This is a genomic window from Streptomyces sp. GESEQ-4 (assembly GCF_017948455.1).
In the GTDB taxonomy this organism is placed as follows: domain Bacteria; phylum Actinomycetota; class Actinomycetes; order Streptomycetales; family Streptomycetaceae; genus Streptomyces.
This window is the reverse complement of record NZ_JAFFSU010000021.1, coordinates 118,303-131,256: the sequence shown is the minus strand read 5'-3', so window position 1 is coordinate 131,256 and position 12,954 is coordinate 118,303. Positions and strand designations below refer to the sequence as shown.

Here is a 12,954-nt window from a genome sequence, read left to right as displayed (position 1 = left end):
TCGAGGCCGTCACAGTGTCCGCGGCCGAGTCAACTGCCATGAGAGGCACGGAGGCAGAGCAAGAAGCGGCACCGCCGACTGTGTTTAGAGGCCGCGTCAGCGAAGGTCGAGGGGTGGACTCAGCTTGTCTTTCCGGGCGCGATCGCCGAGTTCGCGCTGGTCGGGGATAGGAGCGATCCCCTGTTGCCGAGCCTCCAGGAGAAGACTGGTCTTGCCCGTCAATCGCCCCTGCACTGCCAGCAGTTGCCGCAGGGCGTACTGGGCAGCCTGCGCTGATTCATGGGGCGCGATGCCGAGCAATGGCCGCGCACTTGAGATCGGGAACCTCTATGACGTGCTCGGCTCATCCCAAACGACTTACATAGGGAAAGCGGTAAAAGTCCGCACCGAGACAAACAACTTCTACTGCAGCTACCTTGACTACGCGACCAACACCTGGGGTGGCTGGTATGAGGTGAGCTCGAACTCTACCGCGAAAGGCACGTCGTACCCGAACTCCTACGGAATTGAGGCGCCGTCATACTTCATATGGTAGCTATGCTTCACTGGCCGCTGCCTCGTGAGAGGTGGCGGTCCTGTCATGTGTCACCGCGAACGACCGCACAAGTGACTCCCGGGGTAACACTCCGGACCGCCGGCCGATAAGCGCGGAGGTCCGGGGGCAACGTAAAACATCAAGTCGTCGCCGGACCGGCAGGAAGCAATCAACAAGCCGTCGCTCACGGCCCGCTGCACCGCCGAGGCCTGCTCTGCGGCGTAGACCGCGAGCGATTTTGAATCAGGACGAAGCCACCACATGGACAACCCGCCCCAGCCACCTGACGTCGCGCAGGTACTGAAGCACAACCGCACGCAGCTGTACCAGCACATCGCCACACGCCTGGCGCTCGTCATGGCCCTCTTCGCGATGCCGTACGCGGCTCACCTGGTCGGCTATGACGCCGCCCTCCCCGCGTTCGGCATCCCAGCCGCCCTGTTCGTACTGATCTTCCTGGCACTGCGACTGCGCCACGGGTCGCGGCTCACGGCTTGCGAAAAGGTGCTGCGCACCTACCCCCTGGAGTACCGCACCCGGGTAGTGAAGAAGGGTTCCGAGTGGAAGTACCTCGGAAATGTGCACACCGTCAGGCTGACGGTACGCGGGCAGCACGGCACCCCTTCCCTGCGCGCCCTCAACGCCTCGACAGTGCGCCGCTGGCCGAAGGAGGCCGAGAAGGGGGGTGCCTGGTTCGCCGGTGACATGGCCTTCGGCGGCGTCATGATCGTGCCGGCGAGCAACGACATGCTCTTCGTGCAGCCAGCGGACTGGGAGACGTACGAGCAGGAGCGCGCCCAGGCCGAACCACAGCGCAGGGCCCTTGCCGAACAGGCCGGTCTCTCAAGGCTCTTGGAGAAGGAACCCAACATCATGGTGGGCGGATGAAGGGCGAATTCGGGTCTTCACAGTTGTGCGGTGCGGAGGTGTCCGCGGGCTCGTCGGGTGATGACACAGCGTGTCCGTAGTCGTTGGTTGGTGGCGTTACGGAACCCGAAGGCGTTGCGGGCGACCAGCTTGATCACGCGGTTGATGCCCTCGCTCTCTCGGCGATGAGCATCCGCCCGCTGTGGTCGTTGGCCGCGACCATCGCGACCGGTTGCTTCAGACCGGATGCCACCGGGGCGGTGACCACCGTCAACTGGTCCGGAGGCACACCGTGACCAGAACCGTCCGGCGCTGCGGACGCGGCCGGCACGACCGTGGCAGACAGCAGAGCAGCCATCGTCAACACGAGGCCTACTCGTCTGAGTCCTGACGTTCAAGCCATCGTGCAACTCTCCCTGATAAACGGGCAGTTCAACATAGAAGATGCGCGGTGGCCTTGCCCCAGTCCGGCCTACTACGGTTCCGTGTCGAGCAGACTCACGCCTGGACGCGAGGGCCGCGGTCCCGTGCCGGCGACGATGACGGGCTGTCGAGAGATCGAGGTGAGGGACTGTGGTAACGCGTCGTACGGTGATCAAGGCGGCGGGCGCCGGAACGTTAGCGAGCGGGCTGACCACGCCGGCTGCCGGTGCTCCCCGGGCCGCGGAGTCCGACGTACTGGTGGTGGTGGAGAAGGGCAGCCACGCGGTCGGTTTCTACGACGCCGCGTCGGGGCAGCGCCTGCAGACCGTCGGGCTGCCCGACTATCCGCATGAGATGGTCGTCGACTCGCGCGGGCGATTCGCCTATGTCGGGCACTACGGAGTGCGCATGGCCTCCGTCGTCGGCGAGGGCGGCGCCGCGGTCTTCGTCATCGACCTCGTCGAGCGGTCCCTGGCGCGGACCATCGACACCCGGCCGTTCAACCGCATCCACGGCATGGGCATCGACCGCCACGACCGGCTGTACGCCCTGAGTGAGGAGAAGGCGGTACTGCTCGGTTTCGACGCCCCGTCCACCGACCAGGCACCCACCAGGGCGGTACCCACGCACGGGGTGAAGACCCATCTGTTCACGCTCAGCCGGGACGGCGAACGAGCCTACGTCACCGGCCTGTTGTCCCACACGGTGAGCCTTGTGCGCCCCCACGACGCCTCCGTCCCACCGCTCCTGGTGACTCCCGGCCAACTGCCCGAGAGCAGCTGTCTGAGCCGGGACGAGAAGACGCTGTTCGTCGGTGCCCGTAAGAGCTCCTCCCTGGTCGCCATTGACGCGCGCACCATGAAGGTGCGGCGGAGCCGGAAGGTGGGCGGAGACCCGCTGCGGGTCTACACCCTCGACGACGAGCGGCTGTTGGTGACGGACATAGTCGCGGGCACCCTCACCGTGTTCAGCACCGACCTGCGGCCGGTCCGCTCCCTTCAGCTCGACGGGACCCCGGCCGCCGTGTCACTGCACCCCGGCAGGCCCCTGGCGTATGTGTCCCTGCTGGGCACCAACCGGATCGCCGTCGTCGATCTGGACCGGCTTGCCGTCGTCGGCGGCTTCGGCACCCAGCTGGAACCGGACTCTTCGGTGCTGCTGCCCGCCGCCTCCTGAGGCCGACCACCCTGGGTTCGGGACCAACTCGGCAGGCCGGGGATGCAGGTGCACGGCAGGGACCAGGGATGACGCATCAGTGGCACGGGACACTCTCGTGATCGTCAGGCGTAGGACGGCCGTAATGATCACCAAGCCCGTGCCCGCACTGCTATCTCCCCCTCACACCAAAGACCCGTACGACCACGGGACTTGAAGCCGCGTAGTTTCAGCCTGCGAACGTTTCGGCTCGCGAATTGTGCGAGAGGTTGCGAGAGGTATTGACGCTGATCAATGGAGCCTCAATCATCCAGTTGCTCGACACTTCGACCCTTGTTCGACATACCGAACGCTCCAACGCACGCCACACCCGACAGCCGGACAGCCTCGGACCGGGGCAAACCGGAGCCGCTTGCTCAAGGATGACGAGGTCCTTATGCGTGGACATAGTTTCAGCCGCAGACATCCGGCTGCGGTACTCGCCGCCGCGGTCGCGGTCCTGGCCGCGTTGGCGGCGATGCTCGCCGCCGGCCCGGCTCAGGCGGCCACCAGCGGCGCGGTGCGCGGTGTCGGTTCCGGCCGGTGTCTCGATGTGCCGGGCGCCGGCCAGACCGACGGCACGTTCCTGCAGATCTGGGACTGCAACGGCGCCACCAACCAGCAGTGGACGCTGACGGACAACAACCAGCTGACCGTGTACGGCAACAAGTGCCTGGATGTCCCGGGCCACGCCACCACGTCCGGGACCCGGGTGCAGATCTACACCTGCAACGGCGGGCCGAACCAGCAGTGGCGGGCGAACACCGACGGCACCATCGTCGGCGTGCAGTCCGGGCTGTGCCTGGACGTCTCGGGCGGCGGTACGGCCAACACCACGGCGGTGCAGATCTGGACGTGCAACGGCGCCAACAACCAGAAGTGGACCGGCCTGTCCGAGACGGGCAACGCGTGTGCTCTTCCGTCGACGTACCGGTGGACCTCGACAGGTCCACTGGCGCAGCCGGCGAACGGGGGGATCGCGCTGAAGGACTTCACCACCACGACGCACAACGGCAAGCGCCTGGTCTACGCGACGACCTCTGACGGATCGAACTGGGGCACGATGGGGTTCAGCCCCTTCACGAACTGGTCGGACATGGCGACGGCTACCCAGACCAGGATGAGCCAGCTCGCGGTGGCGCCCAAACTGTTCTACTTCGCGCCCAAGAACATCTGGGTACTGGCCTCGAATGGGTGGGGTACCCCCTGGCAGTTCGCCTACCGCACGTCCAGCGACCCCACCAACCCCAACGGCTGGTCCGCGCCGCAGCCGCTGTTCACCGGCAGCTTCCCCGCCGGCGAGGGCGGCGTCCCGATCGACCCGACGCTGATCGCCGACAACCAGAACATGTACCTGTTCTTCGCCGGTGACAACGGCAAGATCTACCGGGCGAGCATGCCGATCGGGAACTTCCCCGGCAGCTTCGGCTCGTCGTACACGACGATCATGAGCGACACAGAGAAGAACCTGTTCGAGGCGCCGGAGGTCTACAAGGTCCAGGGCCAGAACCAGTACCTCATGATCGTTGAGGCTCGGGGTGCGACTGAGCAGCGCTTCTTCCGCTCCTTCACGGCCTCCAACCTGAACGGTTCGTGGACCCCGCAGGCCGCCACCGAAAGCAACCCCTTCGCGGGCAAGGCCAACAGCGGTGCCTCCTGGACCAACGACATCAGCCACGGTGACCTGGTCCGCAACAACCCCGACCAGACCATGACCATCGACCCCTGCAACCTGCAGTTCCTCTACCAGGGCCACTCCCCCAACACACCGCCGGGCACCCCCTACTTGCAACTGCCCTACCGGCCGGGCGTGCTCACCCTTCAGCGCTGACCCGCCTGATCCACGGTGATCGCGATGTGGTGCGGTCCGTAGACGAGCGGCTTACGGCGTGAGCGACTCCACCTGCTGACCGATACTCACCACTCACCGCATCGAGGAATCCCAGCCGCGCGTTCGGCTGGGATTCCTCTCTCTGTCCAGTCTCTGTCCAGGTTCTCCGGAGCGGGTCAGTCCTTGCGGATGCTGAGCAAGTCGCCGGGCTGGCAGTTCAGTTCGCGGCAGATCGCGGTAAGGGTGGAGAAGCGGATCGCTTTTGCCCGGTCGTTCTTGAGGATGGAGAGGTTGACCACCGTCACCCCGACCCTGGCCGCCAGTTCGGACAGCGTCATGCCGCGCTCGGCCAGCAGTCGGTCCAAGTGGACCTGGACCCGGTGTTCCTCTTCTGGCGGCATCAGACAAGCCCTTCGGTGTCGGCGCGAAGCCTCGTACCACGCCGGAAGACCTCACCCAGGGCCAGGATCAGGAGTGCCAGCAGGACGTACTCGCCGGTGAAGGTGGCCGAGAAGGGGATCTGGTCGGCCATGGGCGAGCCGCTCACCAGAATCTGTGTGGTGAGCGCCAGCAGTACCGGGGCGAGGGTGGTCTGCACCAGCACTGTGAGTCCTACGACGCTCAGGCGTCGGGCGTTGATCGGTACGAAGACATCGCCGCCGCGCAGGGTTCTGGCCATCTGAAGGAGGACGGCCAGGATGAGGAGCAGGAACAGACCGTCGATGACCTGCGGCAGAGCGAGCATCAGGCGCTGGCCCAGAGTGGGGCCGGCGAAGACGAGGTCGGCCTGGTGGGTGCCGGTGAGGGTCATGCTGTGTCCCGCCACCCCGTCGGTGACGGTCTCCGCTACCCGGGTCGTGGTCGCCGCCTCGATCTCACGCGTGTTCATCGGATCGATGAGACCAACCACTCCGAGGGCCGGGATCAGCGCTTGGAAGACGCCGACCAGCACAGCAGCCAGACCTAGAGCCGCCTCCAGCAGTCGGCTGTCGCTGCCGCTCCACCAGGACTTCGCACCCATGATTCTCCCTGCCCATCGCCGCACTCATATCGTTTATCGATACTATCGATAAACGATACGCGCGGCCACAGGCTCGGGGATCAGCCGCGGTCGAGCCGTGGCAGCGACGCACAGAGGCGCTCGGGCAATTCCGGCAGGACTTTGTGGATCCCGGCGCATCCCGCATCGCCGTTCGTGGCGACCGGCCGCCAGCCCGAGGACTCGGCCCGGTAGAACCAGCGCTGGGAGACGCCAGAGGAGGAACACCCGTCGCCGGCATCACCACACGCCGGCCCCATCCGGGTCGACAGGTCCAGCACCAGCCACGTCTCGTCGCAGCCGCGCTCCTCCCAGCTCGTGTGCTTGGGGATGTCCGTGTCGTTGACGGCCTGCCCGTACGAGGACGAGGTGCAACGCGGCGGCGTGGGGTCGCAGCCGTTCTCACCGCACTGCCGCAGGGCGGGTGGCGTGGCACCGACGGGCGTGTACACGTCCATGCTGTTCACCATGACCCTGCGTGTGCCCAGGGGCTCGCCCAACTTCACCGTCGCTTTGACCCGCTGCGTGCCGGTGCATCCGGAGTCCTGGTCCAGGGAACGCGTCTCGAACGTGACCCTCACGTACACCGTGCCGTGCTCGACGGTCTCGAGCTCACCGCGCAGGCTGCGCACGCAGTCGCGTGCCCCGTCAGGCACTTCGGCACCGACCACCAGAGACCGGCCGCCGTCGGCGGCACGGACGCCGTCGATGCGAATCGGAGCGGCGAGCGTCCATGCGGAGGCCGTGGCCGCGCCCGTCGTCGTCTCCTCATCGGTCCCGGCGGTCTTGGAACCGCAGCCGACGAGGACCATCAGGGCCGCGCCGAGCACGGCCACCCGTAACCCCGTCCCCCGCTGCCGCATGCCATGCCCCCATCCTCCGAAGAACCGCAGCGTAGCGCGCCCCCGGGACCTCTCACCGTCCCTCTCCCGGACCGCCTGCAGGGCAGATCCAGGCCGAGCACGTCGTCCAGGGCGTGGAAGATGCTGCATCAGTGACCCGCCATGACGGCTCCCCCAAGATGTGCCAGATCCCGAATTACGACGTCGTAGCCAGCCTGCGGCGCATTCGCTAACTCCCCTTCTCGCAATAGGAGTTCGGCCACGCGGGAGAACGAACCCTGGGAGTACTCCCTCTACATCCCGAACGACCCACGCGCCGTCACCGTCTGCCGTCGTACCGTCCGCCTGATCCTCACGATGCACGGGTTGATCCGCCTCGCCGACACCGCCGAGTTTCCTCACGGCGGAACTGGTTGCGCCCGGGACGCCGACCCCCAGCCGCCCGAACTGCCATCGAACCCGGACGACTTGGCCGACGCGGAGGAAGGCCGCCGCCTCGCACTGGTCCGCGCCTGCGCCGACGTATGGGGGGCGGCAGCCGCTGGCCAGGAACGGCAATCGGAGTCCGCCATCCGGTACTCGCGTTGCCGTGAATACTTCGGCGGAGGACATCACTCAGGCAATCGGACGTGGTCCAACGAATCTCACAGCTTGCCGGTGATGACTCCGCGCCATGTCCACCCCGCGCCCAGGACAGCGTCCTGTAGGGGATTCTTCAGGTCAGAACTATCGAAACTGAATGTCTCGTTCGCTTCGGGACCGCCGTCTTCGCCCCCGCCTAGCGTCCAGCGTTTCGAAACCGTCTGTACCTGGCCGCGTTGGGCCTCGGCCGCGATGGCCAGACTCGGGGTGTCGCCGACCCACGTAACCTCGTATTGCTGGTCGAGGGAACGGACTTCCTGCTTCTCCGGAACCAGGCGCATACGGACCTGGAACACACGGCTCACCTGGGTGCGAACGAAGAACGTCTGCCAGGCCGGGTCCAGGAGGCGCCACTCCGCCACCAGATCGACACCCTCCGCGCTGCCGTCCCGGATGACGTACGGGACGTCGGGGCGATTGAGGCCGATCAGAGCCGCGTGGACCTCAGCGGCAGATCGTGGGGCGACACCGTCGGCGGGGCGCTTGGTTCCGGTGAGCTTGTCGAAAAGACCCATGAAATCAACCTAAGGAGAGTCGGATTGACGGTGCAGGATGTGCCGCTTGGGTGGGAAACGCGCTAAGAAGCCGCGCCGGTGCCCGGGCGAACCGTACGCACGAATTCTCGGAAGTCCTCCAGGACAGAGGGGTGTTGGGATGCGGTGGCGGTGAGGATCAGGCGGATTACCGCCCGCTGGTGGCAGCCTGGCGTAAACGCTCCACAGGGGCACGAGCTATCTGCGTGAAACGGGGCGCATCCGCATAGCCGATTTCGCGGCTGCCAGTGACCTCGGCCGATCGCGCGGACTGGGGCGAGATCGCGGCGCACGCCGCTGATGACGACCGAGGCGGCCACCATCGCGCCACCGACCCTGAATGGGAGATCCGCAGACGCCTCCTCGGCAACCACAAGAACTTCGCTGCCGAACAGTTCGCCGCCATGTGGAACGCCCTACAACTCTCCCCACCAGGGCCCGAGCCGCCGGACGATCCTACGGGCGCTGGACGGTCATCAGCACTTCACCGCCGGGCCTCGCGACGACGCCCCCGCGGTCCAGGCCACCTGCAAACCAGACACCGTCCTCCAACTGCCCTGACCTCGGTCGGCGCCGGCTGCCAGGTCCGGGCAGACATGGTCCCAGACCATTCCCTGTCGCCTGCATCGGCAGCAAGCCCAACCCGTACCGCAGTTCCGCGGCTCACCTGCGTGCCTTGGTCACGAGTCACGACACAGTGCCGCCAGGGGAACGACCGCAGCATAGTTTCGATGCTCCGCAGCCAGCGCAGCTTCCTGGCCGGCCCGGAGAGCAAGAACGCGGTGGGGATCAGAAGGAACGAAGCAGTCCCCTCGACGAGTTGCGCGTCGGTTTCGACCGTGCGTGCCACGATCAGCAACGCGATCCAGCCCACGGCTCGGAACAGGAGATTGACGAGGGCTCTTCTACGAGCGCGCTCGTGCATCAGCCGGGTTCCCGGGTCGTCGAACGCACACTTGACCACGGGGACGGGGACGGGGACGTCCGTCTTCACGCGCACTACTCCTGGTCGTCGGTTGCACATATGAGGTTGATGGCCCCGAAAGAGCCCTCAGGTCTCGGTGCCGTCTGATAGGGCGACCCGATCGTAGATCGCTCGCCCGATCGCGCGACAAAAACGAGTCCCTGGAATCTTCCACCGGCACATAAGAGCTCGTAACACGATCTTGTTGAGGTGTGCCGGTCAGGCGTGACCGGTAGGACGATTCCGCCGTTTCTGAGGTGTGGGGAATCGGCCGTGGATCTTGGATGACGAGCTGTGGGCGCTGATGGAGCCGTTGCTGCCTCCGTGGCCGCAGAAGGCTCCCGGCCCGAAGCCGGTGGATGACCGGTTATGCCTGCAGGGCATCTTGTACGTTCTCTACAACGACGTGAGCTGGCAACTGCTGCCGCTGGAGCTGCGGTTCGGCTCGGGGCAGACCTGCTGGCGCCGACGCGGGCGGTGGCACGAGGCCGGCGCCTTCGACAAGCTGCACCGCATACTGCTCGCCGAGCTGCACACGGCCGACGCACTGGACTGGACCCGGGCCTGCGTGGATGCCTCCCACATCCGCGCGAAAAGGGGGCGAGGCTACCGGCCCGTCGCCGGTCGACCGCAGGAAGACGGGCAGTAAGCACCATCTGATCTGCGACGTCAGAGGCACCCCGTTCAAGGTCATCACCACCGCGGCCAACGTCAACGACGTCACGCAGACCCTGGCCCTGGTCGACGGCGTGCCGCCCGTGGCCGGCAACCAGGTCGACCGCGCAGGCGTCCGGACGCCCTCCTCGGTGACAAGGGCTACAACAGCAACCCCAACCGGCGTGAGCTGCACAGGCGCCGGATCCTGCCGGTGATCTCCCGCAAGGGCGCCCCGAACATCAAGGGCCTGGGCAAGCTCCGCTACGTCGTCGAGCAGACCTTCTCGCGCCTGCACCACTTCAAACGGCTGGCCGTCCGCTGGGAACGACACCTCGACCTGCACGACGCACTCGTCTCCCTGGCCTGTGGCCTCATCTGCTGGAGACGCCTCAAGAAGACACGCGCCTGCTTCACGATGAGCGGATAGCGGACCGCAAGCAGGCTGTGGTCAGCGCGGCGCGCCACCGAACCCGATCTCGTTCCCGTCGGGATCGCGGTACGTGGCTTTGCGCACGCCGTTCTCGTAGGTCTCCCGCTTCGCGGGCTCAAGTCCCCGACCGGCGATCTGGCTGATGAGGGTGTCGAAGTCGTCCACGAAGATGGTGTGCATCGCATGACCCGCGTGCTCGGGTAGGTGCTCGATCGCGACCGACCGGTGTTCTGCCAGTTCCCACACGGCCTCGGTGTCGCTCGCGACGAACGTAGGTGGAGAGCCGAAGAGTCGTTCGTACCAGCCCAGCGCCGATACGTAGTCGTTGACCGGGATGCCTGCGAATAGGTCGATGGGCATGCCGCCATGGTAGGTCCGCTGGCTCCATCAAGTCTCGACGCCGATCACACCCGCCTACGGCGAGCAACAAGATCGTGTTACGAGTTCTAAAGGACCTGGATGTCCCAACCGGTGTCGGCCTTAAGGCTGCTGATGAACGCCGTGAAGGCGCCAGTCGGGAAGGACAGCGTGCCCTGAGCCGGGGTCTTCGAGTCGCGTATCGCGACTCGGGTGTGGAGGTGACCTATCTCAACGCAGTCGTTGCCCTCACCGCCGCCGGAGAAGGACGACTTCTTCCACTGGGCGGGGGCGATCATGGCTGTCCTCACAGTTCCTTGGCGATTTGGTTGATGAGGTCACGCGACTGCTCGGGAGTGAGCGACGCTCCCTTCACCCTACGGAAGAGTCTTCGAGAGTGCTCCAGCTGGGCTGCGGAGTCGATGAAGCCCGTGCCGTGCGGGGCATCGCGCACCACGGTGTCCAAGCAGGGCACCGCTCCGCCGACGTACACCATCGCGCTGCCGGCTCCGGCGAAGTCGTCCAATCCGAACGGGATGACTCGCACCGTCACGTGATCCGCATCGGACAGCTCCAGAATACGGGCCAGTTGAGCCCGGGATACCGCACTGCCAGCCACCTGGATACGGAGGGCCGCCTCGTGGATCACGGTTTCGTACGGAATGCGGTTGGGGCCTTCGATAATGACTTTCCGCCTCATCCTGTGCTTCACCCGATGCTCCACCTCGCTCGATGGGAACTCCGGGTTCATGTAGGAGAAAAGGGCGCGCGCGTAAGCGTCCGTCTGGAAGAGCCCGGGCACATGGATGATCGCCACATCGTGGCGGAACGTCGCGAAGTGATCCAGTTCGGATAGATCCAGGTAAGCAGCGGGAAGAGTGCCCCGGTACTCCTCCCACCAGCCGCGGGTCCGATCAGTGGCCATAACTACCAGGCCATCGATCAACTCAACTTGCGAACAGGCATAGTTGGCCGCGAGTCGACGTACGCGTTCCTCGCTGACGCCTGCGACTCCGGACTCGATCTGACTCATCTGGACCGAGCTCACCCCCAGCAGCGTCGCCGCCTCGGTGGCCTTGAGCCCTGCGGCCTCGCGAAGCTTGCGCAGCTCGGCACCCAGACGCGCCTGACGCGCAGTGGGATGACGCCGTGTTGCCATGTACAGCTCCCTGGTTCAACTCACTGGCCGGGGTGCCCCGTTCGGATGTCAGATTACGCGAACGACTTGCAGAGTACTAAGTTTCATACCTACCGTCAGTGACGCGATGCACACGCTGCGAACTTCGGGATCCCGGAAGCGCACCGCTCCGTCCTGCCATGACGGCTGCGGCACTGCCACCGTCCCCCTTCCCGCGAAGTCGCCAACTCCCCTACCTTCGACAGGAGTTCCGTCATGCCCGAAAACGAACCCTGGGAGTATTCCCTCTACATCCCGAACGACCCACGCGCCGTCACAGTCTGTCGCCGCACGGTCCGGCTGATCCTCACCATGCACGGCTTGATCCGCCTCGTGGACACCGCCGAACTCCTCGCGGCGGAGCTGATCTCCAACGCCGTTCGCCACACCAAAGGACCTGCCGCCCTGCGCCTGCGATGGCGCGACGGCGTACTGCGTATCGGCGCCTGGGACACTGACCCCCAGCCGCCGGAACCGCCATCAAAACTCGGCGACTTGGCCGACGCCGAGGAAGGCCGCGGCCTCGCACTGGTTCGCACCTGTGCCGACGTGTGGGGGTGGCAGCCACTGACCAGGAACGGCAACCGGGGGAAATGCGTGTGGTGCGAGCTCGTTGCCGCGTAGGTCACGCCGAAGTGTCAGCGGGAGTCGACCATCACCAGCGCATGCGGGCACAATGGTCGGCTGCCCGTCTGGTCCTGGCGGTGATGGTGATCGCACCGAGAGCGCAGGACCACGACGCTGTCATCCGGCTGCTCAAGCAACCACGCAAGTCATACTTCCCCGCTTGGCTCGTCTTGGCAGAGGTCTGCTACATGCGGGCCGGCTCGTCGACTGGGTCGGCTGTTAATTCGACGCCGGGGAAGCCTTATCGTCAGCCTTGATATCGAAGTTGATTTTGTCTCCGTCGACGGAAGATACGGTGACCGTCACACCCAAGGTACTGCCGTCGTCCGCTGTCAACGTACAGCGAGTTGTGTTGCCGACCTTTCCGGCGAGGTCCTCGGGACATGTGATGTCCGGTTTCGGCTGGCCTGTTGTGGCGGCGAGCTCTTCGGCGACGGTGATAGCCAGTTTGTTCGCAGACAGTTTTGGCTCGGATTTCTCAACGTTGACCGAAGCCGAGCAGCCGGCGAGCAACGCGGCGACGGTTACGGCTGAGAGGCCCCAAGTTGCTGCGGACAAACGAGTTGCGACCATGAGGGGTTCCACTTCTTGCGATCAAGATGAAAGCCCCCGAAGCATACTTGACGGGACCGTTCCAGAGATGGGCACGCACGGAAATGCGGCGCATCAGCGTCAGTCAGAGCTACCTGGGCTACATCATGACCTCTTCACGTTGTCCGCGAATGATCTCCACGCGTAAGGAGAGGCCGAAAGAATCAACGATTGCTGCCGCCAATCGTAGGTGCGCACCTTCCACGATCAGGAGCCACCCGGCACCGTTGCCGTCACGCGTCCGT

At 65.5% G+C, this 12,954-nt stretch carries 13 protein-coding genes and 2 pseudogenes; 6 read left to right on the top strand and 9 right to left on the bottom strand.

Features of this window, described 5'->3' with window-relative positions; all coding sequences use genetic code 11:
- The first annotated feature begins 796 nt into the window (after nt 1-796).
- On the top strand, nt 797-1,423 hold the full coding sequence (locus KCH48_RS31890; protein WP_210579153.1) for a hypothetical protein: 627 nt from the start codon (nt 797-799) through the stop codon (nt 1,421-1,423).
- A 133-nt stretch (nt 1,424-1,556) separates the two neighbouring features.
- On the opposite strand, the gene KCH48_RS31885 is transcribed toward KCH48_RS31890, so the two are convergent.
- Nucleotides 1,557-1,760 carry a hypothetical protein gene (locus KCH48_RS31885; protein ID WP_210579146.1) on the bottom strand — a complete coding sequence of 68 codons (204 nt, stop codon included), beginning with the start codon at nt 1,758-1,760 and terminating at the stop codon, nt 1,557-1,559.
- Nucleotides 1,761-1,975: 215 nt separating this feature from the next.
- Here KCH48_RS31885 and KCH48_RS31880 point away from each other — a divergent pair, with 215 nt between their 5' ends.
- Both KCH48_RS31880 and KCH48_RS31875 read left to right on the top strand, forming a co-directional pair.
- On the top strand, nt 1,976-3,001 hold the full coding sequence (locus tag KCH48_RS31880) for a YncE family protein (protein ID WP_210579144.1): 1,026 nt from the start codon (nt 1,976-1,978) through the stop codon (nt 2,999-3,001).
- Between the two features lie 415 nt (nt 3,002-3,416).
- On the top strand, nt 3,417-4,850 hold the full coding sequence (locus KCH48_RS31875) for a non-reducing end alpha-L-arabinofuranosidase family hydrolase (RefSeq protein WP_210579142.1): 1,434 nt from the start codon (nt 3,417-3,419) through the stop codon (nt 4,848-4,850).
- A 176-nt stretch (nt 4,851-5,026) separates the two neighbouring features.
- Here the strand turns inward: KCH48_RS31875 and KCH48_RS31870 are convergent, their stop codons facing one another.
- From KCH48_RS31870 to KCH48_RS31860, 3 genes are all read right to left on the bottom strand, one after another.
- A complete protein-coding gene (locus tag KCH48_RS31870; protein WP_030401109.1) occupies nt 5,027-5,251 on the bottom strand; it encodes a helix-turn-helix transcriptional regulator in 225 nt (74 codons plus the stop codon).
- Nucleotides 5,251-5,871 carry a DUF2975 domain-containing protein gene (locus tag KCH48_RS31865; RefSeq protein ID WP_210579141.1) on the bottom strand — a complete coding sequence of 207 codons (621 nt, stop codon included), beginning with the start codon at nt 5,869-5,871 and terminating at the stop codon, nt 5,251-5,253. The genes KCH48_RS31870 and KCH48_RS31865 overlap by 1 nt, the downstream gene beginning before the upstream one ends.
- 80 nt (nt 5,872-5,951) lie before the next feature.
- Nucleotides 5,952-6,752 carry a hypothetical protein gene (locus KCH48_RS31860; protein ID WP_246886180.1) on the bottom strand — a complete coding sequence of 267 codons (801 nt, stop codon included), beginning with the start codon at nt 6,750-6,752 and terminating at the stop codon, nt 5,952-5,954.
- Nucleotides 6,753-7,028: 276 nt separating this feature from the next.
- Between KCH48_RS31860 and KCH48_RS42530 the strand changes: the two are divergent.
- Nucleotides 7,029-7,392, top strand: a pseudogene (locus KCH48_RS42530) (hypothetical protein).
- On the opposite strand, the gene KCH48_RS31855 reads toward KCH48_RS42530, so the two are convergent.
- Nucleotides 7,376-7,888, bottom strand: a complete 513-nt coding sequence (locus tag KCH48_RS31855; RefSeq protein WP_210579138.1) for a hypothetical protein — start codon at nt 7,886-7,888, stop codon at nt 7,376-7,378. The pseudogene KCH48_RS42530 and the gene KCH48_RS31855 sit on opposite strands and share 17 nt — an antisense overlap.
- Before the next feature lie 1,241 nt (nt 7,889-9,129).
- On the opposite strand from KCH48_RS31855, the pseudogene KCH48_RS31850 reads away from it, so the two are divergent.
- Nucleotides 9,130-9,954 (top strand): annotated as a pseudogene (locus KCH48_RS31850) (IS5 family transposase).
- Nucleotides 9,955-9,975: 21 nt separating this feature from the next.
- On the opposite strand, the gene KCH48_RS31845 reads toward KCH48_RS31850, so the two are convergent.
- From KCH48_RS31845 to KCH48_RS31835, 3 genes are all read right to left on the bottom strand, one after another.
- Nucleotides 9,976-10,317: a VOC family protein gene (locus KCH48_RS31845; RefSeq protein ID WP_210579122.1), complete on the bottom strand. Its 342-nt coding sequence runs from the start codon at nt 10,315-10,317 to the stop codon at nt 9,976-9,978.
- A gap of 86 nt (nt 10,318-10,403) precedes the next feature.
- Nucleotides 10,404-10,613: a DUF397 domain-containing protein gene (locus KCH48_RS31840; protein ID WP_210579120.1), complete on the bottom strand. Its 210-nt coding sequence runs from the start codon at nt 10,611-10,613 to the stop codon at nt 10,404-10,406.
- A gap of 8 nt (nt 10,614-10,621) precedes the next feature.
- Nucleotides 10,622-11,473 carry a helix-turn-helix transcriptional regulator gene (locus KCH48_RS31835; protein ID WP_210579117.1) on the bottom strand — a complete coding sequence of 284 codons (852 nt, stop codon included), beginning with the start codon at nt 11,471-11,473 and terminating at the stop codon, nt 10,622-10,624.
- 234 nt (nt 11,474-11,707) lie between these two features.
- On the opposite strand from KCH48_RS31835, the gene KCH48_RS31830 reads away from it, so the two are divergent.
- A complete protein-coding gene (locus KCH48_RS31830; RefSeq protein ID WP_210579114.1) occupies nt 11,708-12,115 on the top strand; it encodes an ATP-binding protein in 408 nt (135 codons plus the stop codon).
- A 222-nt stretch (nt 12,116-12,337) separates the two neighbouring features.
- On the opposite strand, the gene KCH48_RS31825 is transcribed toward KCH48_RS31830, so the two are convergent.
- Nucleotides 12,338-12,691, bottom strand: coding sequence for a DUF4333 domain-containing protein (locus KCH48_RS31825; RefSeq protein ID WP_210579110.1), 354 nt, complete (start codon nt 12,689-12,691; stop codon nt 12,338-12,340).
- Between the last annotated feature and the right edge of the window lie 263 nt (nt 12,692-12,954).

Bases quoted from the DNA above. Each gene is read 5' to 3' on its own strand.
- KCH48_RS31855 (WP_210579138.1), bottom strand. From the start codon at position 7,888: ATGGGTCTTTTCGACAAGCTCACCGGAACCAAGCGCCCCGCCGACGGT.
- KCH48_RS31825 (WP_210579110.1), bottom strand. From the start codon at position 12,691: ATGGTCGCAACTCGTTTGTCCGCAGCAACTTGGGGCCTCTCAGCCGTA.
- KCH48_RS31840 (WP_210579120.1), bottom strand. From the start codon at position 10,613: ATGATCGCCCCCGCCCAGTGGAAGAAGTCGTCCTTCTCCGGCGGCGGT.
- KCH48_RS31875 (WP_210579142.1), top strand. From the start codon at position 3,417: ATGCGTGGACATAGTTTCAGCCGCAGACATCCGGCTGCGGTACTCGCC.
- KCH48_RS31865 (WP_210579141.1), bottom strand. From the start codon at position 5,871: ATGGGTGCGAAGTCCTGGTGGAGCGGCAGCGACAGCCGACTGCTGGAG.
- KCH48_RS31845 (WP_210579122.1), bottom strand. From the start codon at position 10,317: ATGCCCATCGACCTATTCGCAGGCATCCCGGTCAACGACTACGTATCG.
- KCH48_RS31890 (WP_210579153.1), top strand. From the start codon at position 797: ATGGACAACCCGCCCCAGCCACCTGACGTCGCGCAGGTACTGAAGCAC.
- KCH48_RS31870 (WP_030401109.1), bottom strand. From the start codon at position 5,251: ATGCCGCCAGAAGAGGAACACCGGGTCCAGGTCCACTTGGACCGACTG.
- KCH48_RS31885 (WP_210579146.1), bottom strand. From the start codon at position 1,760: ATGGCTGCTCTGCTGTCTGCCACGGTCGTGCCGGCCGCGTCCGCAGCG.
- KCH48_RS31835 (WP_210579117.1), bottom strand. From the start codon at position 11,473: ATGGCAACACGGCGTCATCCCACTGCGCGTCAGGCGCGTCTGGGTGCC.
- KCH48_RS31830 (WP_210579114.1), top strand. From the start codon at position 11,708: ATGCCCGAAAACGAACCCTGGGAGTATTCCCTCTACATCCCGAACGAC.
- KCH48_RS31860 (WP_246886180.1), bottom strand. From the start codon at position 6,752: ATGCGGCAGCGGGGGACGGGGTTACGGGTGGCCGTGCTCGGCGCGGCC.